The sequence below is a fragment of the Mesorhizobium sp. M0243 genome (assembly GCF_040321775.1).
GTDB lineage: Bacteria > Pseudomonadota > Alphaproteobacteria > Rhizobiales > Rhizobiaceae > Mesorhizobium.
Map to the genome: position 1 here is coordinate 15,064 of NZ_JAMYSF010000015.1, position 23,375 is coordinate 38,438.

The window sequence follows — 23,375 nt, forward strand, 5'->3', positions numbered from 1 at the left end:
TCTCGCATGGCACGATTTTTCTTTGATAGTGGCGATCACGATCTGGTCTTCGAGGACCAAATCGGCATCGAATGTGCCGGTTTGGAGGAGGTGCGCCGCGTGGGCTTCGAGGGCCTTATCGACCTTACGAGAGATGCACTCACTGAGGTGGACGGGCAGCAAGTGTTTGTTGAAGTGCGGAACGAAAACGGCGACAGGATTCTGAGGCTGAGCATCTCGCTGCAGATCAAGTTGATGAGGTGACGTGCGCACCGGACTTGCCGCGTCAGAAAGCTGCCGAGCGACGGCACATAAACCCGAACGCCGCGTGATCGGACAGTCGCACGAAGATGTCGCCGCATTTGCGACCTACAGGCAAGCTTCGGTTCCCCGCAGGGAAGAAATCGGCAAGGCACAGCAGAAGGCCATGGCCCGTCCGATACTTGGCCCAACCCGACTGATTTTAATCGGTGTCGCGTATTTTTTGATGAAGTTCTGGAACGCGCACTTTCGGCGCTCGTTCATGTTGTCTCAGCAGTGGGTGTCGAAGTGCAACGAAAAGCGAACGAAGCAAGCCGGGTAGCGAAAGGCCAGGAACTTGAGGTCGAACATCTGGTCGAGCTCACGGACATTGACCCCAAGCAGGCCCGAACGCTGCTTCGCAAGCACGGCGCCGATTGGCCGAAGCTCAAAGACGAGGCGGAAGCTCTGAAGAAGGAAGACTAATCGTCACCTTCCCAGCGGTTGGCGAGAAAGCTGTTCTAACTCATCCTCGTCCGTGATCCCCGCCTGGTAGTAGGCCAGAATACGTGATGCCCGGCGTTCCCTCTCGGTTGCGGTTTCGTTTTTGATTTTGCTGCGTGCGAAGACGCGACTGAGTAGGGCAAGTTCTGATGGCGTGAAGGCGTCTCTATGCATCGCATCTCAACTCCGCGCGCCGCCCGTCTCGAGAGGGGCCGAGGCGGGCTGAAGCTGTGGTTGCAACCTCTGATGCCGGCCAGCAAGAGATCGCAGAACAGGTCGTCCGGCGCGCGCTAACGCTGGACGAGAAAGAATGTTCCACGTGTTCTCGGGAGGCAAACAAAATGGCGTCCGCTCGAACCAGCAACGGCCTTTTATCGGTCTACGGCGTGATCTGCCTCAACTACATCCGGAAAGCCTCTTCCTAGATGGAAAGCCCGCCCCGGACAAAGCCGAGACGGGCCGAAGCTGCTTCGGCAGCCTCAAGGCCCAGACAATGAGGGAGGATTGTAGGCCTGCAGCCAAACCTCGTGCCGCAGTGAATGTTCCGCGGCTGTAACTGTTGGCGGGATCATCTGCTGCGATTGCAGGGCGCGGCAACTTCTTGTCGGCCGGGGTCGAGACGTTCCGACGCGCCGTCAAGCGGCCGACATCCCGATCAGCCGCGTGGTCTCATGTTCATTGAGAAGGCTGATCTGCAAATCCAGTCCGCTCGGCGCTCTCCAGCTCTCTATGGGCATGCGACGCGGCAATGGCAGCCTGTCCAAAAGCGACGGCTATCTGGTTCAACGCTTTGACAACGTCACCGATGGCGTACATGCCGTGGATGGAAGTCTGCTGATGCTCGTCGACTGTGACATAGCCGTCTTCACAACATCTTGCGCCAACGGCCTCGGCGAGTTGAGAACGAACCTTGCATCCGAGTGCCAGATAAATGGCATCGAAGCGGTATGAAGTCCCATCTTTCAAAATCGCCTCGCAGCCGTCTGCTGCCGGACAGAGCGTGTCGAGAGCGTCACCGATGACTATGCCTCTTGCCCTCGCCGCACTACGAGTGCTGAGCGAAAAGTCGGATGCGTCGCTTCCAAGCATCGTTATGAGCGGTGTAAACCGACTGAGAAAAATGGCCTCTTTCAAGGCTCTCACGTCGTGCCCGACGACCGCAATCTTCTGGTCGATCGCCTCATACCCATCGCATACTGGGCAGAGTCGAATGACACCTGCGGCAATTGCCTCGCGTAGACGCGGAATGACGGGTGTCGTGTCGGTGATCCCTGTCGCCAAAAACACCTTGCGTGTCCGGATTGCGCCAATCGAGGTCTCAGTGACGAACCCTCCATAGGCAGGGGCGAGGGAATAGACCTGCCCTCCAACCAGAGTGGCTCCATACAAGGTGGCGTGACGTCGAAGGCGATCCAGGATATCGGCTCCACTTATCCCTTCGGGAAAGCCAGGACAGTTATGGCTCGTTGGGATCAAGGCGGCACGAGGATCGCCGGCATCGATCACCAGCACGCGATGGCGAAAACGGGCAAGATATTGAGCGGCGGTCAGTCCTGCCGGCCCGCCTCCGACGATCAGGACATCTTGGGTCTCGGCGGCCGGTCGACTGACGTGGCTATCGTGCATGGTTGGGCGCATCACCGGCGAACGATTTGGTTCGTGCGATGTTCCAAGGGCGGTCTTCGGGACATCTGGCTCGATGGCAACAGCGTAGACACCAGACTTCAACCCGACCGTAAGACGCCAGGCTCCTCTGTTTCCTTGAACTCTTCCGTATCCTTGGGCGCGGCGACCAGATCCTGGAATCCGAGAGTGGCGACGAGATAGCCTGCCTCATCGTAAACCTTCGTCACCCAACTGGTCGGGTCCACGCCGTCGACAATTCCGTCGAGCATGGCCTCTTTGGCAACGCGCTTCGCCTCCCTGACAGCCTCATCTCGATCAGCCATATCGGCGAAGATTGCAGGCTGCGACATGCCTTCGATAAACTCGAAGCGAAATTTCGGCATCGGTTGCTCCAGTCGGTGTGCCAGCGGATCGGCCATTTCTGGCAGGTTTGACGGTCAACGCGGCGGTGTCGAAAAGGATGCAGCGGATGGTGTTCGCATGACCATCCAACGTCAGGCAGCGTTGCTGCGTCCCATCTCCCAATCGTCCCGCCAACGTGCGCGCACGGCAATCATCAGCTTGGCCGCTTCCGTCATTCCTGTTTGGAACAGCCTGATCAACTCTCTTGCGACGGCATAGGCCGCCGCCGTGTCAGGCAAAATGGCAAATTCCTGGCACAGCGCGTCAAATGCCGCGCGAAGGATATTCAGGTCACTGGGGTAGAGAGCTTCTGTGTTCATGCGGATGGGTCGGTTAAGCATCAGGCTCCTCCAAACGGGCGAGAGTGCGATAGTCGCTCCAAGCAGCGAAACCCGTTACACAGCCGCTGACCACGGCTTTATGCGGCACAGCCCACCAGCTGTCATTAAACTATGATGCACTCGGCCGTTGTTCATGCGTGAAGATCGCCCCACGGCCCATTCATCGCTTAACCTCGCGCAAGGGTGTAGACGGCGAAGCCCTATACTCCAGCGACTATAACTCTTCGCGGCGCGATTGATGGGGCACAACGTGCAGCAGAATTTACCAAGCGCAACCGCAGGTGCCGAAGCGGCTGAATCCAAATCGCCTCGTCGCCGATATGAGCGTTTGCTGAACCGAACGCTTGGCGAGACTATCCAAATCGAGACCGTTCTCGATGCCGGATGGCATGTGGGAGGGCCGACGCAGGACACCTGGAAAGCGTGCGCTGCTCAACTGTACCTTTTGTTGATTCATGGCGGGGGGATATAATGCCCCGCGGAACCAGGGGCACTGCCGCGAGTTCTTTGGAATGGCAAATCATCCGGTCACGAGCGCCCTTACCTCAATCGGCACATTGACTTCCCGTCCCGCAGCGTTCCTGGTGTTGCTGGCCTATGCAATCCTTTGGATGATTTTCGAGCGACAGAGCTTGGATTGGCATGGAGCCGCTACATTGTTTACTTGGGCGATGACGCTGTTCATCCAGCGCGCGGAGCACCGCGACACTCAAGCGATCCACGCCAAGCTTGACGAGATTCTGCGGTCAGATCACGCGGCTTCAAACATCACGCGGATCGACGATGAAGAGCCCGAGGAGATCGAAAAACATCGCCATCGCCGGCAGCGGGGCGATTGACGTGCAGCCTTTCGGTTCCGTTGCGTCAGGCGCCCGCAAGAAGACCTCCGGTATTGAGCTTTGGCGAAAGGTGCTCATCTATCTGGCCATTGCCACCATCGCCAGCCTGCTCACGGTGTTGATCATAAATCTCACTCCAGAGTCGCGCGTTCTACGATCAATCGTTCCCCATCGGTTCGACGCTACGGATCCCCAATTTTCCAAGACGATGAGCAGCTATTCGCAAGGGCAGATGTTCGGCTCCAATGCGGTCCAAACTCTCATCAACGGGGACGAAATATTTCCGTCAATGCTGCAAGCAATCGGGGCGGCTCGATCCAGCGTCGACATCGAGACATATATTTATTGGTCGGGAGCCATCGGCTACGAGTTCGCAATCGCATTGGCGGCCAAGGCCAGCGAAGGCGTCGAAGTCCGCGTGAACGTCGACGGGGTTGGCAGCCTTCCCTTCGACGAGGACTTGATCCACATCATGACCACGGCCGGTGTGAGGTTCGAACGCTATCGGCCGCTACGCTGGTATACGTTGGACCGTGTAAACAACCGAACTCATCGCAAGCTGCTGATCGTCGATGGCCGGGTCGCTTTCACTGGCGGGGTCGGCATTGCCGATAATTGGCGCGGGAACGCACGCAACTCAAATGAATGGCGCGACACGCACTACCGGATCGAAGGACCCGCCGTGGCCGCATTCCAGGCGGCGTTCGCCGAAAACTGGCTGGAGACGACCGGCGAGACATTGCAGGGCGCGAAGTTCTACCCTGCAGTTGCGCCCGCTGGTGGGCTCGATGCCCAACTAATACTTTCTTCGCAGCCAAACGGCTCGGAGAACATGGAGTTGATGATGTTGGCGGCAATAGCCGCGGCCAAGGACCATCTGCGCATCGGCATGGCCTACTTCGTGCCGGACGACATAGCCCTGCAGCAGATTCTTGATGCAAGGAGGCGAGGCGTCTCGGTCGATATCATCGTTCCCAATTGGCTGACGGATGTGCCTATAGTGCGAAAGGGTTCACGTTACTTCTGGGGCGAATTGCTCAAGGCCGGTGTGCGCATCTTTGAGTTTCAACCCACAATGTACCATCCGAAGCTTTTGATCGTCGACGATGTCTGGGTGAGCTTTGGCTCGGCTAATTTGGATGAGCGTTCCTTGCGCCTCAACGATGAGGCCACTCTGAATGTCTACGGCATGGAATTCGCGCGGACGCAAATAGACGTTTTCAACGAGGACCTGAAACGATCAAGGCAGGTCAGTGTGGAAGAATGGCAAGCTCGTCCGCTAAGCGAAAAGGTCACCGACTACTTTGCGAGCAGGTTTCGCTCCCAGCTTTAATGGCGAGGTGCGGAGATGCAAAGTCCCCGCGATTGCTCGCGATTGGTATTGATAGACGCTCTTGGTCGAAGTTAAACGCCGCGCCGCTTTACGGCTTCTCTTTTTGAGAGCCTGAATGGATTTCGATGAATTTGCGGTTGCGCCGGCGACGACTCCACCAGATGCTGTGCAAGCCTTGCTTGTCTCAGCCGCGCCGTCTTCTCGGCGCGTTCGGCTCGTTCAGCGTCCAGCATCTGTTGGCTGATACGTTTGGCGCGGTCGTATCTTTCCTTGTCGTGATTGCGAGTCACGGACACCTCCTAGCCAGCAACAAAAATCCTGCGAACCTTTTGGTGACACGCGGCTTGCGTTGGCTGGGACCGGGCGTGATGGCTTGTGCGAGGCGAGCCTCCTTCAACCGCGCCGTCTTGGCGGCGCGCTCAGCACGTTCCTTGTCGACAATGAGTGCTGCAGCTGATGTGGTCTTCTCGTTGCGACCGTCATCATTGGTCCGCGGCATCTCAGCGCCTCGCCTTAATTCTTATCGCCCGCGGTGCCATTTTGTACCCGGGTCGTGCTCTAACCTGGTCTATCGTCCTCTTGGCGGAGCTTTTGCCTGCATGAGCCGGCTTCTTGCGCAGGTGGTTGTCGTTGTCCGCTCGTGGGATGGCCATCTCGGTTCTCCTATGCGGGCCCAACTTCGAAATGGCGGAAGTGTTCCCAGCCAACTCGCAAGTTGCTGGGCTATTTTCGGATGCAGCGGCGGATCCCAAGGCATGCGATCCGAGCCTGGCGTCGTTTGCCAACTCGCGTCCAGCGATTGATAACGACCCACCTTGCAGGTGCGCGAATGAGCAGCGGGACTGCTCGAGGCAGGTTCATAGCTGATTTCACGCTTGGAACACGTTGTCGGTCTTTAGGTTGTCCAAACGGCGTGATGCCGCAGGTGTCTACGATGAACTTTCCTCGCGACGCGATGGTTCAGACTTTGCTGCAGCAAGGGATCCCGCGGAAACGCATAAGCTCGGCATTGCAGGGAATTCGGCGCTAGGGTCGTTGAACCACTACCGGGTGTGTCTGCAGTCAACCTTACAGGCAGCCGCAAGTCCAGACGAGGAGCACGGTTCCAAGCGCATACGGGACAAGAAGCAAACCTATCGACACCCAGAAAGCCGGCTCTGCCAAGGCGGCCATGTCCTTGCGAAACTGCTCCATAGGGCTACCCCGACAACTTCGACAAACGAATAGAGCTAACCTGATAAAACCTATGGCCCGCTTTTGGCATCTTCGACCTCCAGCGCATCCATGACGGCTGCCACATCGCTGGCTTCGCCGTCGACGCCACCATGCACCCCAGTTCCGGCATTCTTTAGTGCTTGCTCGATCGCATCTTCAATGTTTCCAAGCTCGTCCTCACGCACCTCGCGACCATAACCGGCCGCTTCGGCATCCTGCTCGAATTGCTGGGCCAGCACGGCGAAGCTGACTTCCTCTTCGCCAGCCAGAGTGCCGACATTCTCCTGCAGCCAGTTTTCAAAAAATTCTTTGGTCGCGTTCATCTGATAACTCCTCCGCCGGGTTAAGCGCGGCGGCGATCCGAAGTTCCGCCATGCCGTCACTTTCCCAATCAGCAAGGGCTATGCTCAGGATAGGCTTGGCTGATCATCTTACGAAAAGACGCTCGTGCGCTGACATTCATGGAAGACAGCCTGAACTTTCAGGGGTTCACATGGACCGGCCGCTTCATTTGGTCTTTTGCGCATCCGGCGCAAACAGGGCCTGCCCCGCCAGCTTCGCGTGCAATGCGCGGGCCAGGTCAAGATGTTCCAGCACCGTCGGCAGCTTTTCGGAGGCGAAGCGCTGAAGCGCTGCATCCTCGCCCGAGCCTATCTCCCAAGCCAGGAGTTGCGCCGTCTTTTGGTGATCGACGATCTGCGCTCCCAGGTAAGCCAGCTCAAACGCGGTGCCGTCGAGTTTTTCGAGATCGGAACGGATTTTTTTGTGATCTGGGTCGAGCCCTTCGGGAAGTGGAATTTTGCTTTTATCTGCCACGGATTTCAGCTGCTCATTGGCCTTGTCGTGATCATCGACCATCCGATTTGCAAATTCCCGAACCCCATCGTGACTTGTCTTTCCAGCCGCGAGCCGACCTAGCTCTATCTCGGACCTGCCGCCTACCATAATCAGCTGGGCGAAAAGCCGATCCTGATAATTCGTCTGATGCGGTGCTGGAACTCCAGGCTTCTCCATACTCGTATCGGGAGCAAGGCCGGCTGGATTGCCGATTTGCGCCAGCGCACAGCAGGGCGACAATGCCAGGGCTACTGTCATTACGGCAGCACGCATGATGTCCTCCATTCAGTACCGAATTAACCTTCGGCCGCGGTTTCCCCGGTGCTCTAGAGCGTGAGCAGATAGGCCACCAATGCATCCTTTTCCGATTGGTCGAGCTTCGTTCCGAGCACCAGGTTGAAGAACTCTACGGTATCGCCCAGCGTCATTAGGCGGCCGTCATGAAGATAGGGCGGAGAATCCTTGATCCCGCGCAACGTGAAGGTCTTGATCGGTCCATCCGGTATGGCAACCTGATCGTTGAACGTCTGGCCAACTTTGTAGAATCGCTCAAGCTTCAGATCGTGCATGTTGTTGTCCATGAAGGACAGACTTGGAACATGACATTCGCCGCAGCGGCCCTTTCCCATGAACACCTGCTCGCCCTTGATCTCCAGCGCATTGGCGGCAGCCGGGTCAAGTCGTCCGAACGGATCGAGCTTCGGTGCCGGCGGAAAATCGACGATGTTCTGCATCTGCGCCATCATCGCAACCTGGTTGGGCCGATCCGGCAGATTCACGCCCTTGCGGGTGGCGCTCACGTGATCGCCGTTGAAATAGGCAGTGCGCTGTTCGAACTCCGTAAAGTCCTCCACGGAACGCAGCGAGCGTTTGGACCCGTGGATCTGCTGGTTGAACAAGCCGCGCAGACTGGTCGTGTCGAGCCGGAAGCGCTCGGCTTGCGGCCGCACGTCCTGGGTAAGGTGAAACGCCGCGTTGGTGTGGAAATTGGAATGGCAATCGAGGCACGCCACACCCGTGCTTTGCATCGCTACCTTCCTGTCCTCGGTCTGATTGAATTCCTCCTGCGGAAATGGCGTCAACAGCAGACGAAGCCCTTCCATCTGCACGGGCGTGATGATGCCGTTCATGTATTCATAGAAGTTGCGTATCGTCAGCAGATCACCTCGCGACACATCGCCAAGCTCCGGGTGCGTGGTGAGAAATATTGGAGGTGGAAATTCCGGCGTAAGATAATCCGGCAGGTCGAAATCGACATCGAAGCGACGCAGATCCCGTCCTTCATCAGCGCCGATCTCTCTTATCTGACTTTCAGGAAAGACCTGACCTCCAGTGGCCTGCTTGACGTGCGGCAACGGCAGGAAACCTTGCGGCAACAGACCACGATCACGAATTTCCTGAGGAGTTTTCGCTGCCAAGCTGCTCCAGGTTTCGCCTGCCGGCAGTTTCACTCGCGAGCCTTCTTGCACAGCTTTGCGCCCGCCCGACATCATGACGCCCCGCATCGGCCGGTCAGCCAGATCGTAACGTCTCTCAAGCAGGCCGCGTTGCCGTTGTGTCACTGCCGGTTTTTGCGCTTCGTCAGTCTCCTTGACCGCGGAAAAAGGCAAGCTTGGCAATGGACGATATGTCAAATCCGGCGGCAGCGGGTCCGAAGCAACATTGAGCGCGAATGTCGCAGCCCCAAGCAGGACTGGCAAACCAAGATTGAAGATACGCGACATATCTCCTCCCCACAGCGTTGAATTTGACCCCAACCAGTGCGCGCCAGCTTTGTTCCCGAGCTTTGGAAAAAGCCGATCAGCCGCCGACTGGACAACGCAACGCATGATCGTCCCACGCTCGGCTTCTCGGTGATCACCGGTGTCGCTGTTTTGGAGATGCGTCGATCTGCGTGCCTGAACGCGGACCACGATTGTGCTGCTCGAACTATTGCCCGCGATCTCGCCATTTTCTGGCTGATGACTGCACGCCCGCCGATCGACTGGTGCCCTGTAACCCTGCGAAGCTATTCTATCCCGACAGTTCGGATTGAATAACCTCATCGGTTGGCGACCCATCAGACGTGACTGCGCTTTTGACCTGGTCCATCCCGAACTGAGCGACCTGAACCATCATAGCCTTGGCCTTTGCGATGAGTTCGTCGTCGGGAAGACTATGCCCGGCCTGCAGGGTGACTGTAATACACTCGCCTCCCTCCCCGCGGAATTCCACGACCGGTGCCTGGTCTCGGCTGACGACAATTTCCATCATCTGCATAAGAACCTCCTCCTCGCTTCGACTGTAGCGGCCAGCCGAAACTAAACGCACGGCCGTCTAATCCTTGACATAAGCCCCAGGCTGACGACCGCCTCTGGGCGCCTTGGCGTCTTTCGAACGCTCGGCGATCGCAGGACCTGCTCCAGAGGTTTTCTCTGCGGCCGGTGAAGGTGTCGCCTGCTTTGGCGGGGTCCTGCCGCCCGATTTTTCCGATTTTTCGGGGCGGGGTGATATGCCAACTGAAGAATTGTCTGAAGAAGTCATGGCCCGTTTCCTTGGCTGCGAAATTCCATTACCAACCTGCGAAACGCCGTGACGTTCCATCGTGAATAGATCTCCCGTGACGTTCCATCGTGAAAACAAGATCTCCGCTGGTGAACCTGGGGCCACGCTGAGGCGCATCAGCAACGAGCTGTTTTTCGCAAGATAAACGGTAAATGCAGACAGTTCGGGCAAGACACAGCTTGGCCTGACACATGGCAGCGTGGCAGCAGAATACGAGCCGACACGAAACTCTAGAGATACCCATCGCCGAACGCGGTGACGGCAACAGCTTCGGTCATTCTGCAGAATGCGTTTCAGCGCCGCGGCAATGCCCATCGCCCGAGGTCCAGGAGCCTGAATCCAGCGCCGACCAGCAAAAGGCTCGCGATACAGGCCGAGGCCGCAGCTCAACCGATGAGGAACAATATCTCCCTTTGAAAGTTCTGGCCGACCCGTGAAGGAGAATGAAAAATGTCAGAATCGCGCGAATGGCTTGTCCAATGGCTTAGGGATGCTCACGCTATGGAGGAGCAGGCCGAGACCATGTTGAATGGGCAGCTGAACCGAATTGAGAACTATCCTGAGCTCAGCGACCGGATTCGCCAGCACGTTCAGGAGACCAGACAGCAGGCTGCTCGGCTGGAAACTTGTCTCGACCGCATCGGACAAGGATCTTCCACATTGAAGGATGCCGGCGGCAAGCTGACGGCAATGGCGCAGTCGCTCAGTGGGGTCTTCGCCGGTGACGAAGTGATGAAAGGATCGCTTGCAAGCTACACGTTCGAGCACATGGAAATCGCCTCCTACACAATCCTTATCGCCGCTGCCAAATCGCTAGGTGAAGCAGAGGTCGCCCAGGTCTGCGAAGAGAACCTGCGTGAGGAAGTCGCGATGGCGGACTGGCTGAAAAGCCATATTCCAGCGACAACCGAACAGTTCCTCGCGCGGACCGACTCGGAGAGTGAGAACGCCAAGCGTTGATCGGTCGGTCATTTGCCGAATAAGAGATCGCGCGTTGCGCCGAGCTCGGCGCAACGCGCATTGAGGTTGAGGCGTTACCGGTGTGAAAGGCACTTCGAAGGAAAGGCAGTTTTCGTCAGTTTCTCCGTGCCGCGATTTAGCATCCCGACATGCAGGTCGAGCCAAGGACATCTCCATCTTACTCAAGAGCCAGGCGAAGCACGTCATGTGCGGCAAGATGTTGAGGGCCGGAATTGAACATTGAAATTCCGGACGGAGCTCTCTGCTATGCGGCCGTTTCTTGAGAGCTCGCCGAACTGCCGTTTACCCCGATAGTTCCTATTGCTCGCTGTTTTGCGACACTTCCCCATCCCCAACCATCTCCGCCAGCCGGCTGAGGAAGTCCATCAAAGCAGCTTGCGGCTCGTCGATTTCGCCGACGACGACCGAAATGCCCCAACGCCCAAGAACGGCCTCCTCCACAGGGTTTCGGCTGGTCATGAGGATGAACGAGGGCGGGCGATCTTTCTCATAGCCGGACCGATGCCACGTCTGCCAGAGACGGTGCAACAGCAACCGAATATTTGGGTCGGAAAGGCTATAGCCAATGAAGAGGATCGTGCTGCCGAGTGCATCCGAGCGAAAACGCACGTCCAGCGGAGAATTGAAGGACAGGCGATCGAGGTAGTCCGTTTCGGTGAGGACGAGGGACGAATCCTCGTCGAAATCACCATGGAACTTGACGATGTGGGTAACGCCTTGGCGGGCCTGCGCTACATCGCGTGCATTGGCCACTTTCACGTAGTCCCGGCCGTATATCTCATAAGCCAGTTCTAGGTTCCGGTCATAATTAGTTGTGTAGATGACAGGGAAGTCGAGCCTCACGATGAGACGATGCAACTCGGATTTCTCGATCCGGTCCTTGGGGACGGACCAGTTTCTGTCCATCCAACTGCGAAGTGGCCCGATGCTGCCATGCTTGATCCGATAGTACTCGGCCAGGGTTTGAAAGCGATCGCGTCGCGTGGAAAATTCGTCGTCGACGCCGAGCTCCTTTGCCATTCGCTCTATCAGCTTCTCCCAGGAGGGTAGTCCAACACTGATCGACACCCCTGCCCCAACAAACAGAATTGCGCTGCGATGGCGAATTGCGTTGGCGAGCGAATCTACAGGGTCATCGTTCATCAAGTCTTTTGAGGCCACCCGCGCAGGTCGACCCTCCTCCCTCACATCTGGTCGTTGTTAGGCTGCTTGGTGATCCCCACCTGCCTGGCCAGTTCGGAAAACGGTGGCACACTCGCTTCGAACTGCTTGGTGTTAGCCAGCCGCAAAAGACGCAAAGGGAAACACACTGCGTCGCGGTTAGCCGGCGACATATCCTCGAAGAGGCGCTCATCAACCGTGAACGAGGCTTCCGCGTTTTTCAACGCCGTGTCGATATCATCGACAGAGAGAAGGCCTTTGCGGACCAAGGCGTTATTAACGGCCGCGACCGCCATGAGCAAACCTTCCAATTGCAGGTTGGCGACGTTCATGGGCCATGTCCTTCATATCATTGGAAGCCCGTCGATAGATAATCCTGCTCCGGAGGCGTTGTGCCGTGCCGGTGATGGGGTTGCCGCTTGCCAGAGCGCTTCGGCTGCGCGGCGGCGCCGGGATCGGCATCTGGTGGCGCCATGGCTTGGATCTCCGCTGGGCTGCTGGACAACTCTCCACATGCCTCGAGGTTCCGGATCGCCATGGCAAGCTTGCAAGGTAGAGGCAAGGCTTCAGCGGGAGCCACCCAGCGTGTCTGCCGGCGAGCCATGCGCGGGAAAACTCGCGGATGGAACCGGAATACCACATCCGAACTCAGGGCTGTTGAAGTACCGTTCACCGTAGCCACGCGCAGGCCGAGCCGCCTTCGGCAAAAGATGCCGGCCGCGTGCCGCTCGTAGCCAAAAGCAACCGTTGCAAGGCGTTCGGCAACTTTAAAGCTCCGACTGTGCCTCCGGGATGGGCCATATAGAAACGACCAAGCTGATGCCTGCTAAGGTCTCGGGATCTCGTTTTATCGACGACATCAGGCTGCCGCGCTCGGCAGGTCAGCAGATCCGATGGAGGGAACAACCCGGCACGGTGATGGTTCGGTGGCATCAAAGGTGATAGAGAACGATGGGTAAAAAGCCCAAACAGCACACAGAAGCCACGGCGGATCGTGAAAAAGCGATCGAAGCGCTCTACTTTGCGCGCAAGTGCGGCCTCACCAAGGAAGAGGCACTCAAGATGTTCAGGGAAGCCCAAATCAGGATCGATGATGGACCCAAAAGGCACTCCGGCAAGCGAACTTAGAAGCGTTCGTCGAGCGCTCGTCTCAGCCAGCGGCGGCGCATGATCTTCTTCACCTCCGACACGCATTTCAACGATCCCCGCATTTTGCGGCTCGACCCCCGCCCCTTCAGTTCATTGGCGGCGCATGACCAGGCACTGACTGAACTTTGGAACGAGACTGTTGCTCCAAACGACGAGGTTTGGCACCTCGGCGACTTTGCCAGGGGATCGGCCGAGACAGTGTCTTCGCTGCTGTCCTGCCTCCACGGCACCAAGCACCTCATCATCGGCAACAACGACGGCGTGGTAACGCTCCGCGCTTCGGCTTGGGCTAGCGTGCAACACTACAAGGAGCTGACTGTCGAGGGCCGTTTCTTGGTTCTTTGCCACTACCCGTTCCGCACCTGGAACCAGATCGGCAAGAAATCGATAAACCTGCACGGCCATTCTCATGGCCGGCTGAAGCCGATGACGCGCCAGCACGACGTCGGCGTAGACGCCTGGGATTTTCGCCCAGTCACTTTTGCTGCCATACAGGCCAGGCGGCGCCGCCGAGGTTAGCGCAGCAGATGGTCGAACGATCGACGTCTTTACGTGGTGATGCTAGCCGCAAACAGGAATCCAGAAATCCTGCCCCTGGGGTATTGCAGCCTTGCCTGGAACGCACCGCGAGTAAACCGGACCGAGGAGCGCCCCACCCGTCTGCACAGCCGTCACAACCTTTGGGACAGGCGCCGACCCCCGTCGTCACCCCGGCGGCGCGCCACTGGCGCCCAATCGTTCATCCACCTCGCTTGAAACGAGCTTCAATCGCCGTCCTTGGCGATCTCAGTGCCACATTCTCTCTCTAAGCCACTTAAGAAACCTGTTCCCTCCAATCGACCGGCGGACTCTAGCGGCAGCCCACTGCCCTCTGAACGTGGTTCCGACATGGCAACTGCAGACGATGTCATGCAACTCACCGTCAGACAGTTCGAAGAAGCGCTTTGCTTCCCCATAGGTGTCATCCTTCAGGCCTAACGCACGCAGTAGCGGGTCCTCGAAGGCCACTGTAATTGGCGAGCCCTCACCGCGTGCTGCGTCGCGGGCTTCCCGCTTCAGATACTCAGTGCCGGTAAGGGCTCTCAGGCGTCGCTCGGGATGTTGTGCCAGCAACTCTGCCCAGCGCTCAATACGCTGTTGCCGGGTCATGATCGGGTATGTCGAGAGGGGTTCTACTTCTGCAATTGTCTGCAATTGACTTAGAGTTTGGTGTTCCATCGTCGGCTCCTTTTGATCGAAGTCCCTTCCCCACAAAAACTATCGCGCGCCTACGCACTGACAAGAGCCGGTAAGGCGGCCACTTGCCCGACATGGATTGCGAAATGACAAAAACAGCGCATTGCTCCGCCGGCGCGCGAAACGATATCTCATCCCAAATCAGACCGAAGCCGTTCAGAACGAACAGCTCGCCACCCGCCCACAACAACAATTTAAATTAGTAACGCCTTATGGAACTTTGGGGTTGGCGTTTCATTTCATCGGCATGGAGGCCACTGTAATCCAGTGAATTGGATCTTGAGACAGGCACAAGGCCGACAAGGCGCCCCTTCCACGTAGCTTGAGCCAACCAAAAGAAGACCTGCTTTGCGGTTCGGCGCGTCCGCCATTTCTGACAAAATCGATGTCCGCTTCCAGGCCGGCAAACACACAACCCAAACGACAGGAATGAGGGCGCTTTGCGGACATTCGCATAAGCCCAAAACTGGACCTACATCGAGCCGGCCTATCAACCTGCTGCTGGGCATATTCAACAGCCTTTCGGAGCGCGTGCAGGGCAAGATCGGCGTCCCGTGCCGAAGGGCTTAAAGAAAGACAAGGCCGAGAGAATCAAGCCAGGCTTGGTCGGCCGGGTCAAGTTTTTCTGAAGGGCGAAGAAAAACTGCGCCATGCAAAGCTGCTGGACTACCGTGAAGAATAACTAACATTGGCGAGGGTACTGCCAACGTTGAGGAACAGAACCGTGTGCCTGACGTTGTGCCGGATCGACGTCTAGGAGAAACGGCATGGTGGCGCCACGCGCGGTCTGGAAGGGCTTTCTGAGGGTCGGTTCCGTGTCATGCGGGGTAAAGATAGTGGGTGCCACAAGCGAGGCAACCAAGATCGACTTCAAGATTTTGAACCGCAAGGACGGTTTACCCGTTAAAAGCGCCTATGTCGATGAAGAGACTGGCGACGTTGTCAAAGCCGAGGATCAGATCAAAGGGTATGAGGCGGACAAGGATGATTTCATCCACGTCGAGCCGGACGAGTTAAAGAAACTGAAGCTGACGTCACAGCATACACTTGACGTCGATTCCTTCGTTCCGGTTGCCGAGATCGACACACGTTATCTGGAGAAACCATACTACTTGATCCCGGCAGACGGCGCCTCCCTGGAGGCCTTTGCCGTCCTGCGCGATGCGATGGCCAAGAAACGCGTTGCGGCACGCTCCTGCGTCGTACTCTATCAGCGCGGGCGCGAAGTGTTGATACAGCCCCTTGGAAAAGGCATGTTGCTGACCGAGCTACGGACCCACAATGAGATGACATCGGAAGACACCGTCTTCGACGATGTGAAGAGCGCAAAATATGATTCGGATTTGCTCGAAATCGCGGGGCTTCTCATCGACAAGAAGGTGACAAAGTTCGATCCTTCGAAATTCGAGGACACCTACGAGGACGCGTTGATTGCCATGATTGACGCCAAGCGCAAGGGCAAAAAACCCCCGAAACCGGTACCGAAACCCAAGGAGAACGTGGTCGACTTGGCCTCAGTTCTTCGAAAGAGCCTCGCCAAGGAAGGGCTCGGCCAAGATCGGCCAAAGGCCAATAGCCGCAAATCAGCTTAGGTGCTGGAACCGGCACTCGTTCGTTGCTCATCCATATCGCTTGCCGAGAAGCGGAGCCTTGAGCGCGTCTAGCTGATCCTGAAGGCGGCCTTTCTCCACGATCATTCCCTCAGGGCCTTCGCAAACGGCACCGTGCACTGCTCCGTTGCCTCGCTAGACAGATTCACCACTAGCATTTTCGGGAAGGGCCGCGCTCGTGTCCGCACCGTCTGACTGGCGCGTAACATGCTGTGTAACAATCGATTCTTAGATTTCTTGATTTGCTTGGATCGGAGGCAAGAATCGAATCCCACTTCCTCCGCCAGACGTCGAATTGTCCAGCCCGGAGACATGGGTAGCGGTTTGTACCTAAGACATGATGACAACCTCGTGCCCAGCGGGTTGTCGATTGGTTGCAAGGTCCTCTGTTCCAAGTCGATATATCCGAACTGCGAGGTCATCGATCACGAGCGCCCTGTTGCGTCAGGCTGACTTTGAAGTTCGGATAGATGACGTCCATTTCCTCTCGGAAGCGCTCCGCCGAACATCTCCATGGTCCTTTCAATGAGGCGATAGATAGCCAGGCTGCGCCGACTGTAGTCGCGGCCAATGGATGGAGGAAGTGATCGTTGATGACGGCCGGCCGCCCTGCATTCAGGCGGCTCGTCGTGGGCGGGGGTGACCCGGCTCAGCATGTTGGCGCTGGATCGCTCAACGCTTTCGTCACCCCGCCCAGTTCAGCCGGCGGTGCTCGGCACAGGCGTGTTGAGCAGTTGCTGCTCCCAGAGGTACGCGATGCCGCTGCCAGCGGCGTGCTGCTTGAGCACTTCCGTCAGCTCGCCGACGTGCTCGGTACGCGCCCAGTCGCGCTGCCACTCCGATGCCAGCGCCAGCCAGGTCATCATGTTTGCGCCGGCCGCGATCATGCGTTGGATGGCGACCTCGTGCGCTTCGACCGACGTGCCGCCCGAGGCGTCGGCGATGACCGTGACGTCCCAGCCTTCGCCCAACGCCTGGATAACCGGCATGGCGACGCAGATCTCGGTCCACAGGCCGGCGATGATGAGCTGCCTGCGGCCGGTCGCCTTGACCGCGTTCACGACCTTCCTGTCTTCCCAGGTGTTGATGAACGTCCGGTCGCCATCGTCACAAAGGCGATATCGCTGACGCCGATCTTTTTCCTCGGCTTCTCGGAAGCCTCGATCGCCGTCTTTTCGACTATCTACCTTGGACATACGCTGCTTGTGCATTCAAACGTGCGGATTCCGTTCGGCCCCTTGAAGTGGCTGATCGCCAGCCCGCAGTTCCATCGCTGGCGCCATGCCAACCAGCGCGAAGCCTATGACAAGAACTTCGCCGGGCAGTTGCCTTTCCTCGACATGCTGTTCGGCACCTACAATCCCACCGGTGACAAGGTGCCGGACAAGTACGGCGTCGACGATCCGATCCCTTCCACCTATTTCGGTCAGATCGGCTATCCGCCCCTGCGCCGTAGGAAGCTGCCGAACCGGGCAGGTGCCGAACACCGAAGCCTGACAGCTGGCCCGACGGTGCGGTATCCACCCCGATCCGCTTTCGGGCCGTAGAACGCCGAACCACGGGAAGGCTTTTCGCGTCGAATCGGCTAAACCCTGCGGCATGAACGAGACGTCTCTCTATGCGCCGGTGAAGCGGTTCCTCGAAAGCCTCGACTTTGTCGTCAAAGGCGAGATCGACGGCTGCGATGTTGTTGCATTGCGCGAGGGGGAGCCGCCGGTTGTCGTCATCTGCGAGTTGAAGCTGCAGTTCAATCTTGAACTGGTGCTGCAAGGTGTCGATCGCGCGGCGGCCTGCGACGAGGTGTGGCTGGCCGCGCGCATGTCGGCCCGCGGCAAGGGCCGCGAAAGCGACGCCAGATTTCGCAATCTCTGCCGCCGTCTTGGCTTCGGCCTGCTCGGTGTGACCGCGACGGACCGGGTCGAGGTGCTTCTCAGCCCGATCGCGCTGGCGCCGCGCAAGAATGCCCGCCGGCGCTCTCGTCTGGTTGACGAGCACCAGCGCCGTCGCGGCGATCCCGTTGCCGGAGGAGGATCGCGCAATCCGATCATGACGGCCTATCGTCAAAGCGCCCTCGCCTGCGCTGCCGCCATGGTGGACGGACCCAGGCGACCGCGTGATCTCAAGGCGGTGACGCCGATCGCGCCCAAGATACTGCAGCACAATGTTTATGGCTGGTTCGCGCGCGTCGACCGCGGCCTTTACGATCTCACCGATGCCGGCCGTGCCTCTTTGGTCCGTTGGCCGCAGGCGTCGCACGACGAATCCCGACACGCAATTTTGAACGCACCGGCCATATGATTGAAGATTCCGGCGGCGCTCGCGGCGGTCCTCTCGGTTGATTTCTCCGACAAAATATGTTGCTTGTCCCGCCCATGAAGAAGCTCTGCATGACCGCCTTGGCGTCAGTGACACTGAGTTTTCCAGCCAGCGCAATGGACAATGCATTGCGCGCCGGTCTGATGAAACTCGATCCCCAAACCCGTCTTGAACAGCGTTGCGATGCCGAAGTGCTCGACCGCATCACCCATGACGATCGCAAGTTCAAAGCCGATCGCGTCGTCGCCTACGCCTTCGCCACGCCCGAGATGGGTGCCGATGCAATCAAGAGCCCAGGTGCTGCGTTTCGCAGCAAGGGGCAGTGGTACCGGCTGAAATTCAAGTGCCAGACCGCGCCGGACCATATGGAAGTTTTGCAGCTCCGCTACCGGATCGGGGACGAGATTCCAGAAGCCGACTGGGCAAAGTACAATCTCTACGATTGATTTGTGATCTGCCATGGTTTGCCTGGCTGTCGGCGAGTGCCGCGAGCCTTGGATCCGGCTTGACGTGACGATGCTTCGGTGATGCAGCCACGCGTGATCCCTTGACGCCAGGGGACCACCAAGTTAGGGCCTCTGGATAATCGACGAACACTCGGCAAAATCAGCAAGGGCTTCCTGTCGATGGACATTTTTTTCAGCGCTGCCAGTCTGACCGCCCTGCTGCAGGTCATCGCCATCGACCTCGTGCTGGCCGGAGACAATGCGATCGTCATCGGCCTCGCCGCGGCCGGCCTGCCTGCCGAACAACGCAAGAAGGCGATTCTTCTCGGCGTGGTGGCGGCAACGGCGCTGCGCATCGGGTTTGCCGCAATTACCGTCAAGCTGCTGGCGATCGTCGGCCTGCTGCTGGCCGGCGGCATCCTGCTGCTGTGGGTCTGCTGGAAGATGTATCGCGAGCTGCGCACGTCGCATGCCGACGAGTTGGAAGCGACCGAGGCACTGTCGAATTCGGACCTCAACAGCGACCAGGCGGTCGCCGGCAAGACGAAGCGCAAGACCCTTGGCCAGGCTGCCTTGCAGATTGTCGTCGCCGACGTGTCGATGTCGCTCGACAACGTGCTGGCGGTGGCTGGAGCGGCGCGCGATCATTTTCCGGTGCTGGTCATCGGCCTTGTGTTGTCGATCGCCCTGATGGGGCTGGCCGCGACTTTCATTGCCAAGCTGCTGCATCGCCACCGCTGGATTGCCTATGTCGGCCTGCTGATCATTTTCTATGTGGCTGTGGACATGGTCTATCGTGGCGCGGTGGAGGTCTGGCCGCATGTAAACGGTGCGGTCGGCTGAGGCTGGCGGACATCGGCATCTTCACTCAGTGGAAGCAAGACCGCCGTGCGTTTTGCCGCATCGCGGGCCTGCCCATACCAATGCCGCAATAAGTGTGGTACTGCGCCGGCAATCCTGAAAAGCCCGGAAAACCTTTATGTCCGCTCCCCGCGTGAGTTTTGTCAGTCTTGGATGCCCGAAGGCCCTCGTGGATTCGGAGCGCATCATCACGCGCCTGCGCGCCGAAGGTTACGAAATCGCGCGCAAGCATGACGGCGCCGACCTCGTCGTCGTCAACACCTGCGGCTTTCTCGATTCCGCCCGCGACGAGTCGCTCAACGCCATCGGCTCCGCGCTTTCGGAAAATGGCCGAGTGATCGTCACCGGTTGCCTGGGCGCCGAGCCGGACGTCATTCGTGAAAAGCACCCTAACGTGCTGGCGATCACCGGGCCGCAGGCCTATGAGAGCGTGATGGCTGCGGTCCATGAGGCCGCACCGCCTTCGCACGACCCCTATATCGATCTCCTGCCACCGCAGGGCGTCAAGCTGACGCCGCGCCACTACGCCTATCTCAAGATTTCCGAAGGCTGCAACAACCGCTGCACCTTCTGCATCATTCCCGCACTGCGTGGCGACCTCGTCTCGCGGCCGGCGGCCGATGTGCTGCGCGAGGCTGAGAAACTGGCCAAGGCTGGCGTCAAGGAACTTCTGGTCATCTCGCAGGACACCAGCGCCTACGGCATCGACATCAAGTACCAGACGTCGATGTTCGGCGACCGTGAAGTGCGCGCGAAATTCCTCGACCTTTCGGAGGAACTGGGCAAGCTCGGCATCTGGGTGCGCATGCACTATGTCTACCCCTACCCGCATGTCGCCGACGTCATCCCACTGATGGCCGAGGGCAAGATCCTGCCTTACCTGGATATTCCGTTCCAGCATGCCTCGCCGCAGGTGTTGAAGAACATGCGCCGGCCCGCACACGGCGAAAAGACGCTCGAGCGCATTCGCGGCTGGCGCGAGGTATGCCCTGATCTGGCCATCCGCTCCACCTTCATCGTCGGCTTCCCCGGCGAGACGGACGACGATTTCGAGATGCTGCTCGACTGGCTCGATGAAGCCAAGATCGACCGCGCCGGCTGCTTCAAATATGAGCCGGTCCGCGGCGCCCGCTCCAACGATCTCGGCCTTGAACAGGTCCCGCAGGAAATCAAGGAGGCGCGCTGGCATCGCTTCATGCAGCGCCAACAGAAGATTTCGGCGACGCAGCTGGCCAGGAAGGTCGGCAAGCGCCTACCGGTGCTGATCGACGAGGCGCACGGCACATCGGCAAAGGGCCGCACCAAATACGATGCGCCCGAGATCGACGGCTCGGTGCACATCCAGTCGCGCCGCCCGCTGCGCCAAGGCGACATCGTCACCGTCAAGATCGACCGTGCCGATGCCTATGACCTCTATGGTTCGGCGGTCTGACGGTCCGTATTTACTACATCTGGCGATAATTCAGCCGTCTTAACCCGCGCAGCCGCGATCCGCTCTATGGTTTGTGGACCGTAGATGCGGGAAATGCGGATGAACACCAGACCTGCGGAACAAAATTACATCGCGACGCTGGACCTGCTCAGGCTGGCGGCAGCACTTGCCGTCGTGTTCTTCCACTATTTCTTTCGCGGCGCTGCCGCCGAAGGCTACCTTGCGCAAGGCTATCCGCTTGCCGCACCATTCGCCCTCTACGGCTATCTCGGCGTCAACCTGTTCTTCCTGATCAGCGGTTTCGTCATTGCCTGGTCGGCGGAAAACCGGAACTGGGATCAGTTTGCGATCGCGCGGTTCGTTCGCCTCTATCCGGGTTTTCTGTTCTGCATGACGATCACCTTCGCGATTGTCTTCCTTGTCGGGTCGCCGCTGCTTTCGGCCTCTTTCGTTCAGTATGCCGCCAATCTGTCGATGTTCGCGCCGGCCTTCGGCCAGCCCTTCATGGACGGCGTCTACTGGTCGATCGTGCTTGAACTGGTGTTCTACGGATGGATCACGCTGGCCCTGTTCACCGGGCTCTTCCAGAAACGCAAGCTGGAGCTGATCTTCATCTGGCTGGCGATCTCGGCCTTGAACGAGTTCTTCATCGGCAGCGGCGGAGCCAGGCTGCTGTTCCTCACCGAGTTCGGCCCGTTCTTCGCCGCCGGCGTGCTGGTCCACCAAATCCATTCGCATGGCCGTTCTGTGCCGGCCCTGCTGCTGCTTGCCGCCGCGTTCCTGATCTCCTGCGGAACGCTATCGGTGACGCAGCACTGGATACTTGGCCACTACGGCATTGCCGTTGCCTCGGCCAATCTCGTCGTCGCCAACGTCGTCATGCACGCGGCCTTGATCGGCGCGGTGCTGCTGCGCGACCGTGTCAGGGCATCGGGGCTCACTCTGGCGCTGGGCGGGCTGACCTATCCGCTCTATTTGCTGCACCAGGACATCGGCTATCTCGCCATCAATGCGGCAACGCCCCTTGTCGGCAAATGGATTGCCGCTCTTGGTTGCGTCGTGCTCATGCTTTTCATTTCGTGGGCGATCTGGCGCACCTGCGAACAACCGGTACAGCGGTTGCTCAGGTTTTGGCTCGGCCGCGCGGTCGATGCCGGACGAACGCGGTTTCGTCGCCCCTCTGCCGGCGCCCGGCCCGCCGAATGAAGAAGGGCGCCTCGCGGCGCCCCTCCGTCTCATGTCTCGCGCTGCTTATTTCGGCAGCTTGTCGTCGACGCCTTTCACATAAAAATTCATGCCGAGCAGCGTGCCGTCGTCGGCGACTTCACCATCCTTCAGCCACGGCGTGCCGTCCTGCTTGGCAACCGGTCCGGTGAAGGGATTCCAGCCGCCGGCGATCTTCTTTTCGGTGGCTTCGGCCATCGCCTTCACGTCGTCGGGCATGTTGGTGTAGGCCGACATCTTGACGGCGCCGTCCTTGATGCCGAGCCAGACATTGTCCGGCTTCCAGGTGCCGTCGAGCGCGGCCTGGACGCGGCTGATGTAATAGGGACCCCATTCGTCGGTGAGCGAGGTCAACTGCGCGTTCGGCGCGAACTTGATCATGTCGGAGGACTGGCCGAAGCCTTTCAGCTTGCGCTCCTCGGCCACCTGCAGGGCAGCGGTGGAATCGGTGTGCTGGACGATGATGTCGGCGCCCTGGTCGAACAGCGCCTTGGCAGCGTCGGCTTCCTTGCCCGGATCGAACCAGGAGTTCACCCAGACGATCTTGGCCTTGAAATTCGGGTTGATCGACTGCGCGCCGAGCATGAAGGAGTTGATGCCCATCACCACTTCGGGGATCGGGAAGGAAACGATATAGCCGGCGACCCCTGCCTTCGATTCCTTGGCGGCGATCTGGCCAAGAATGTAGCGGCCTTCGTAGAAGCGCGCATTGTAGATGCCGAGATTGTCAGCGGTCTTGTAACCGGTGGCGTGCTCGAACATCACTTTCGGGAATTTCTTGGCGACCTTCACTTCCGGGTCCATGAAGCCGAAGGAGGTGCCGAAGATGATCTTGCAGCCTTCGCGTGCCAGGCGCTCGAAAGCACGGTCGGCATCGGGGCCTTCCGAGACGTTTTCGAGATAGGCGGTCTCGACCTTGTCACCGAGCGCCTTCTCCACCTCGAGACGGCCCTGGTCGTGCTGGTAGGAGTAGCCGAAGTCGCCGATCGGGCCGGTGTAGACCCAGCAGGCCTTCAGCTTGTCCGCGGCCTCGGCCGTCGCTGCCAGCGACATGGCGGCGGTCGTGGTCATCAGGGCAATAAGCAGTTTTTTCATCGTG

Annotated in this window: 26 protein-coding genes and 1 pseudogene; 14 read left to right on the forward strand and 13 right to left on the reverse strand. The window is 58.7% G+C overall.

Annotation, left to right across the window (positions count from 1 at the left end):
* The first annotated feature begins 6 nt into the window (after positions 1–6).
* Positions 7–243 carry a DUF6894 family protein gene (locus tag NKJ11_RS19640; RefSeq protein ID WP_127296098.1) on the forward strand — a complete coding sequence of 79 codons (237 nt, stop codon included), beginning with the start codon at positions 7–9 and terminating at the stop codon, positions 241–243.
* Between the two features lies 1 nt (position 244).
* Positions 245–562: a hypothetical protein gene (locus NKJ11_RS19645; RefSeq protein ID WP_352630699.1), complete on the forward strand. Its 318-nt coding sequence runs from the start codon at positions 245–247 to the stop codon at positions 560–562.
* Between the two features lie 836 nt (positions 563–1,398).
* Here the strand turns inward: NKJ11_RS19645 and NKJ11_RS19650 are convergent.
* From NKJ11_RS19650 to NKJ11_RS19660, 3 genes are all read right to left on the reverse strand, one after another.
* Complete coding sequence (locus NKJ11_RS19650) at positions 1,399–2,451, reverse strand: NAD(P)/FAD-dependent oxidoreductase (RefSeq protein ID WP_352630701.1); 1,053 nt, start codon at positions 2,449–2,451, stop codon at positions 1,399–1,401.
* A complete protein-coding gene (locus NKJ11_RS19655) occupies positions 2,448–2,732 on the reverse strand; it encodes a DUF6894 family protein (protein WP_352613335.1) in 285 nt (94 codons plus the stop codon). Before NKJ11_RS19655 ends, NKJ11_RS19650 begins: the two co-directional genes overlap by 4 nt.
* Before the next feature lie 111 nt (positions 2,733–2,843).
* Positions 2,844–3,092, reverse strand: coding sequence for a hypothetical protein (locus NKJ11_RS19660; protein WP_352630703.1), 249 nt, complete (start codon positions 3,090–3,092; stop codon positions 2,844–2,846).
* Positions 3,093–3,604: 512 nt separating this feature from the next.
* Here NKJ11_RS19660 and NKJ11_RS19665 point away from each other — a divergent pair.
* Together NKJ11_RS19665 and NKJ11_RS19670 are read left to right on the forward strand one after the other, a co-directional pair.
* Positions 3,605–3,931: a low affinity iron permease family protein gene (locus NKJ11_RS19665; protein ID WP_352721459.1), complete on the forward strand. Its 327-nt coding sequence runs from the start codon at positions 3,605–3,607 to the stop codon at positions 3,929–3,931.
* The gene (locus NKJ11_RS19670; protein WP_352630707.1) at positions 3,876–5,264 is read left to right on the forward strand and encodes a phospholipase D-like domain-containing protein; all 1,389 of its coding nucleotides are present in this window, start codon (positions 3,876–3,878) and stop codon (positions 5,262–5,264) included. Before NKJ11_RS19665 ends, NKJ11_RS19670 begins: the two co-directional genes overlap by 56 nt.
* Before the next feature lie 71 nt (positions 5,265–5,335).
* Here the strand turns inward: NKJ11_RS19670 and NKJ11_RS19675 are convergent, their stop codons facing one another.
* The 5 genes from NKJ11_RS19675 to NKJ11_RS19695 form a co-directional block, all read right to left on the reverse strand.
* Positions 5,336–5,554: a hypothetical protein gene (locus NKJ11_RS19675; RefSeq protein WP_352630710.1), complete on the reverse strand. Its 219-nt coding sequence runs from the start codon at positions 5,552–5,554 to the stop codon at positions 5,336–5,338.
* Between the two features lie 954 nt (positions 5,555–6,508).
* Positions 6,509–6,802 carry a DUF768 domain-containing protein gene (locus tag NKJ11_RS19680; RefSeq protein ID WP_128305828.1) on the reverse strand — a complete coding sequence of 98 codons (294 nt, stop codon included), beginning with the start codon at positions 6,800–6,802 and terminating at the stop codon, positions 6,509–6,511.
* 184 nt (positions 6,803–6,986) lie between these two features.
* Entirely contained in the window at positions 6,987–7,589 is a 603-nt protein-coding gene (locus NKJ11_RS19685; RefSeq protein ID WP_128305829.1) for a DUF4142 domain-containing protein, read from the reverse strand.
* Between the two features lie 53 nt (positions 7,590–7,642).
* On the reverse strand, positions 7,643–9,040 hold the full coding sequence (locus tag NKJ11_RS19690) for a cytochrome B6 (RefSeq protein ID WP_352794090.1): 1,398 nt from the start codon (positions 9,038–9,040) through the stop codon (positions 7,643–7,645).
* Positions 9,041–9,329: 289 nt separating this feature from the next.
* A complete protein-coding gene (locus tag NKJ11_RS19695) occupies positions 9,330–9,575 on the reverse strand; it encodes a hypothetical protein (RefSeq protein WP_352630712.1) in 246 nt (81 codons plus the stop codon).
* A gap of 735 nt (positions 9,576–10,310) precedes the next feature.
* Here NKJ11_RS19695 and NKJ11_RS19700 point away from each other — a divergent pair.
* A complete protein-coding gene (locus NKJ11_RS19700) occupies positions 10,311–10,820 on the forward strand; it encodes a ferritin-like domain-containing protein (protein WP_023811902.1) in 510 nt (169 codons plus the stop codon).
* Between the two features lie 318 nt (positions 10,821–11,138).
* Here NKJ11_RS19700 and NKJ11_RS19705 read toward each other — a convergent pair whose 3' ends face one another.
* Together NKJ11_RS19705 and NKJ11_RS19710 are read right to left on the reverse strand one after the other, a co-directional pair.
* Complete coding sequence (locus NKJ11_RS19705) at positions 11,139–11,984, reverse strand: SIR2 family NAD-dependent protein deacylase (RefSeq protein WP_050592710.1); 846 nt, start codon at positions 11,982–11,984, stop codon at positions 11,139–11,141.
* A gap of 41 nt (positions 11,985–12,025) precedes the next feature.
* Complete coding sequence (locus NKJ11_RS19710; RefSeq protein WP_352630714.1) at positions 12,026–12,334, reverse strand: hypothetical protein; 309 nt, start codon at positions 12,332–12,334, stop codon at positions 12,026–12,028.
* Between the two features lie 619 nt (positions 12,335–12,953).
* Here NKJ11_RS19710 and NKJ11_RS19715 point away from each other — a divergent pair.
* The gene (locus tag NKJ11_RS19715) at positions 12,954–13,130 is read left to right on the forward strand and encodes a hypothetical protein (protein WP_352442909.1); all 177 of its coding nucleotides are present in this window, start codon (positions 12,954–12,956) and stop codon (positions 13,128–13,130) included.
* 39 nt (positions 13,131–13,169) lie between these two features.
* Positions 13,170–13,670: a metallophosphoesterase family protein gene (locus NKJ11_RS19720; protein WP_352442910.1), complete on the forward strand. Its 501-nt coding sequence runs from the start codon at positions 13,170–13,172 to the stop codon at positions 13,668–13,670.
* A 267-nt stretch (positions 13,671–13,937) separates the two neighbouring features.
* Here the strand turns inward: NKJ11_RS19720 and NKJ11_RS19725 are convergent, their stop codons facing one another.
* Positions 13,938–14,369, reverse strand: a complete 432-nt coding sequence (locus NKJ11_RS19725; RefSeq protein ID WP_023811898.1) for a hypothetical protein — start codon at positions 14,367–14,369, stop codon at positions 13,938–13,940.
* Between the two features lie 785 nt (positions 14,370–15,154).
* On the opposite strand from NKJ11_RS19725, the gene ku reads away from it, so the two are divergent.
* Entirely contained in the window at positions 15,155–15,979 is an 825-nt protein-coding gene (gene ku / locus NKJ11_RS19730; RefSeq protein WP_352630724.1) for a non-homologous end joining protein Ku, read from the forward strand.
* Positions 15,980–16,695: 716 nt separating this feature from the next.
* On the opposite strand, the pseudogene NKJ11_RS19735 reads toward ku, so the two are convergent.
* A pseudogene (locus NKJ11_RS19735) lies at positions 16,696–17,097 on the reverse strand (isochorismatase family protein); the annotation flags it as partial.
* A gap of 33 nt (positions 17,098–17,130) precedes the next feature.
* Here NKJ11_RS19735 and NKJ11_RS19740 point away from each other — a divergent pair.
* From NKJ11_RS19740 to NKJ11_RS19765, 6 genes are all read left to right on the forward strand, one after another.
* Positions 17,131–17,544, forward strand: coding sequence for a sterol desaturase family protein (locus tag NKJ11_RS19740; RefSeq protein WP_502905809.1), 414 nt, complete (start codon positions 17,131–17,133; stop codon positions 17,542–17,544).
* 52 nt (positions 17,545–17,596) lie between these two features.
* Positions 17,597–18,295: a DUF2161 domain-containing phosphodiesterase gene (locus NKJ11_RS19745; protein ID WP_352750969.1), complete on the forward strand. Its 699-nt coding sequence runs from the start codon at positions 17,597–17,599 to the stop codon at positions 18,293–18,295.
* A 56-nt stretch (positions 18,296–18,351) separates the two neighbouring features.
* Positions 18,352–18,759 carry a DUF930 domain-containing protein gene (locus NKJ11_RS19750; RefSeq protein WP_032909322.1) on the forward strand — a complete coding sequence of 136 codons (408 nt, stop codon included), beginning with the start codon at positions 18,352–18,354 and terminating at the stop codon, positions 18,757–18,759.
* A gap of 180 nt (positions 18,760–18,939) precedes the next feature.
* Positions 18,940–19,602 (forward strand): TerC family protein, encoded by a 663-nt coding sequence (locus NKJ11_RS19755; protein WP_352794091.1) that lies wholly within the window; start codon positions 18,940–18,942, stop codon positions 19,600–19,602.
* Positions 19,603–19,738: 136 nt separating this feature from the next.
* Positions 19,739–21,052 (forward strand): 30S ribosomal protein S12 methylthiotransferase RimO, encoded by a 1,314-nt coding sequence (gene rimO, locus NKJ11_RS19760; protein ID WP_013531645.1) that lies wholly within the window; start codon positions 19,739–19,741, stop codon positions 21,050–21,052.
* 99 nt (positions 21,053–21,151) lie between these two features.
* On the forward strand, positions 21,152–22,258 hold the full coding sequence (locus NKJ11_RS19765) for an acyltransferase family protein (RefSeq protein WP_352794092.1): 1,107 nt from the start codon (positions 21,152–21,154) through the stop codon (positions 22,256–22,258).
* 45 nt (positions 22,259–22,303) lie between these two features.
* Here the strand turns inward: NKJ11_RS19765 and NKJ11_RS19770 are convergent, their stop codons facing one another.
* Positions 22,304–23,371 (reverse strand): BMP family ABC transporter substrate-binding protein, encoded by a 1,068-nt coding sequence (locus NKJ11_RS19770; protein WP_023811889.1) that lies wholly within the window; start codon positions 23,369–23,371, stop codon positions 22,304–22,306.
* Between the last annotated feature and the right edge of the window lie 4 nt (positions 23,372–23,375).

What these genes read in the sequence shown, in the direction of transcription:
- NKJ11_RS19640 (WP_127296098.1), top strand. Translation starts at nt 7, where the DNA reads ATGGCACGATTTTTCTTTGATAGTGGCGATCACGATCTGGTCTTCGAG.
- NKJ11_RS19655 (WP_352613335.1), bottom strand. Translation starts at nt 2,732, where the DNA reads ATGCCGAAATTTCGCTTCGAGTTTATCGAAGGCATGTCGCAGCCTGCA.
- NKJ11_RS19660 (WP_352630703.1), bottom strand. Translation starts at nt 3,092, where the DNA reads ATGCTTAACCGACCCATCCGCATGAACACAGAAGCTCTCTACCCCAGT.
- NKJ11_RS19665 (WP_352721459.1), top strand. Translation starts at nt 3,605, where the DNA reads ATGGCAAATCATCCGGTCACGAGCGCCCTTACCTCAATCGGCACATTG.
- NKJ11_RS19670 (WP_352630707.1), top strand. Translation starts at nt 3,876, where the DNA reads ATGAAGAGCCCGAGGAGATCGAAAAACATCGCCATCGCCGGCAGCGGG.
- NKJ11_RS19680 (WP_128305828.1), bottom strand. Translation starts at nt 6,802, where the DNA reads ATGAACGCGACCAAAGAATTTTTTGAAAACTGGCTGCAGGAGAATGTC.
- NKJ11_RS19685 (WP_128305829.1), bottom strand. Translation starts at nt 7,589, where the DNA reads ATGCGTGCTGCCGTAATGACAGTAGCCCTGGCATTGTCGCCCTGCTGT.
- NKJ11_RS19690 (WP_352794090.1), bottom strand. Translation starts at nt 9,040, where the DNA reads ATGTCGCGTATCTTCAATCTTGGTTTGCCAGTCCTGCTTGGGGCTGCG.
- NKJ11_RS19695 (WP_352630712.1), bottom strand. Translation starts at nt 9,575, where the DNA reads ATGCAGATGATGGAAATTGTCGTCAGCCGAGACCAGGCACCGGTCGTG.
- NKJ11_RS19700 (WP_023811902.1), top strand. Translation starts at nt 10,311, where the DNA reads ATGTCAGAATCGCGCGAATGGCTTGTCCAATGGCTTAGGGATGCTCAC.
- NKJ11_RS19705 (WP_050592710.1), bottom strand. Translation starts at nt 11,984, where the DNA reads ATGAACGATGACCCTGTAGATTCGCTCGCCAACGCAATTCGCCATCGC.
- NKJ11_RS19710 (WP_352630714.1), bottom strand. Translation starts at nt 12,334, where the DNA reads ATGAACGTCGCCAACCTGCAATTGGAAGGTTTGCTCATGGCGGTCGCG.
- NKJ11_RS19715 (WP_352442909.1), top strand. Translation starts at nt 12,954, where the DNA reads ATGGGTAAAAAGCCCAAACAGCACACAGAAGCCACGGCGGATCGTGAA.
- NKJ11_RS19720 (WP_352442910.1), top strand. Translation starts at nt 13,170, where the DNA reads ATGATCTTCTTCACCTCCGACACGCATTTCAACGATCCCCGCATTTTG.
- NKJ11_RS19725 (WP_023811898.1), bottom strand. Translation starts at nt 14,369, where the DNA reads ATGGAACACCAAACTCTAAGTCAATTGCAGACAATTGCAGAAGTAGAA.
- ku (WP_352630724.1), top strand. Translation starts at nt 15,155, where the DNA reads ATGGTGGCGCCACGCGCGGTCTGGAAGGGCTTTCTGAGGGTCGGTTCC.
- NKJ11_RS19745 (WP_352750969.1), top strand. Translation starts at nt 17,597, where the DNA reads ATGAACGAGACGTCTCTCTATGCGCCGGTGAAGCGGTTCCTCGAAAGC.
- NKJ11_RS19750 (WP_032909322.1), top strand. Translation starts at nt 18,352, where the DNA reads ATGTTGCTTGTCCCGCCCATGAAGAAGCTCTGCATGACCGCCTTGGCG.
- NKJ11_RS19755 (WP_352794091.1), top strand. Translation starts at nt 18,940, where the DNA reads ATGGACATTTTTTTCAGCGCTGCCAGTCTGACCGCCCTGCTGCAGGTC.
- rimO (WP_013531645.1), top strand. Translation starts at nt 19,739, where the DNA reads ATGTCCGCTCCCCGCGTGAGTTTTGTCAGTCTTGGATGCCCGAAGGCC.
- NKJ11_RS19765 (WP_352794092.1), top strand. Translation starts at nt 21,152, where the DNA reads ATGAACACCAGACCTGCGGAACAAAATTACATCGCGACGCTGGACCTG.
- NKJ11_RS19770 (WP_023811889.1), bottom strand. Translation starts at nt 23,371, where the DNA reads ATGAAAAAACTGCTTATTGCCCTGATGACCACGACCGCCGCCATGTCG.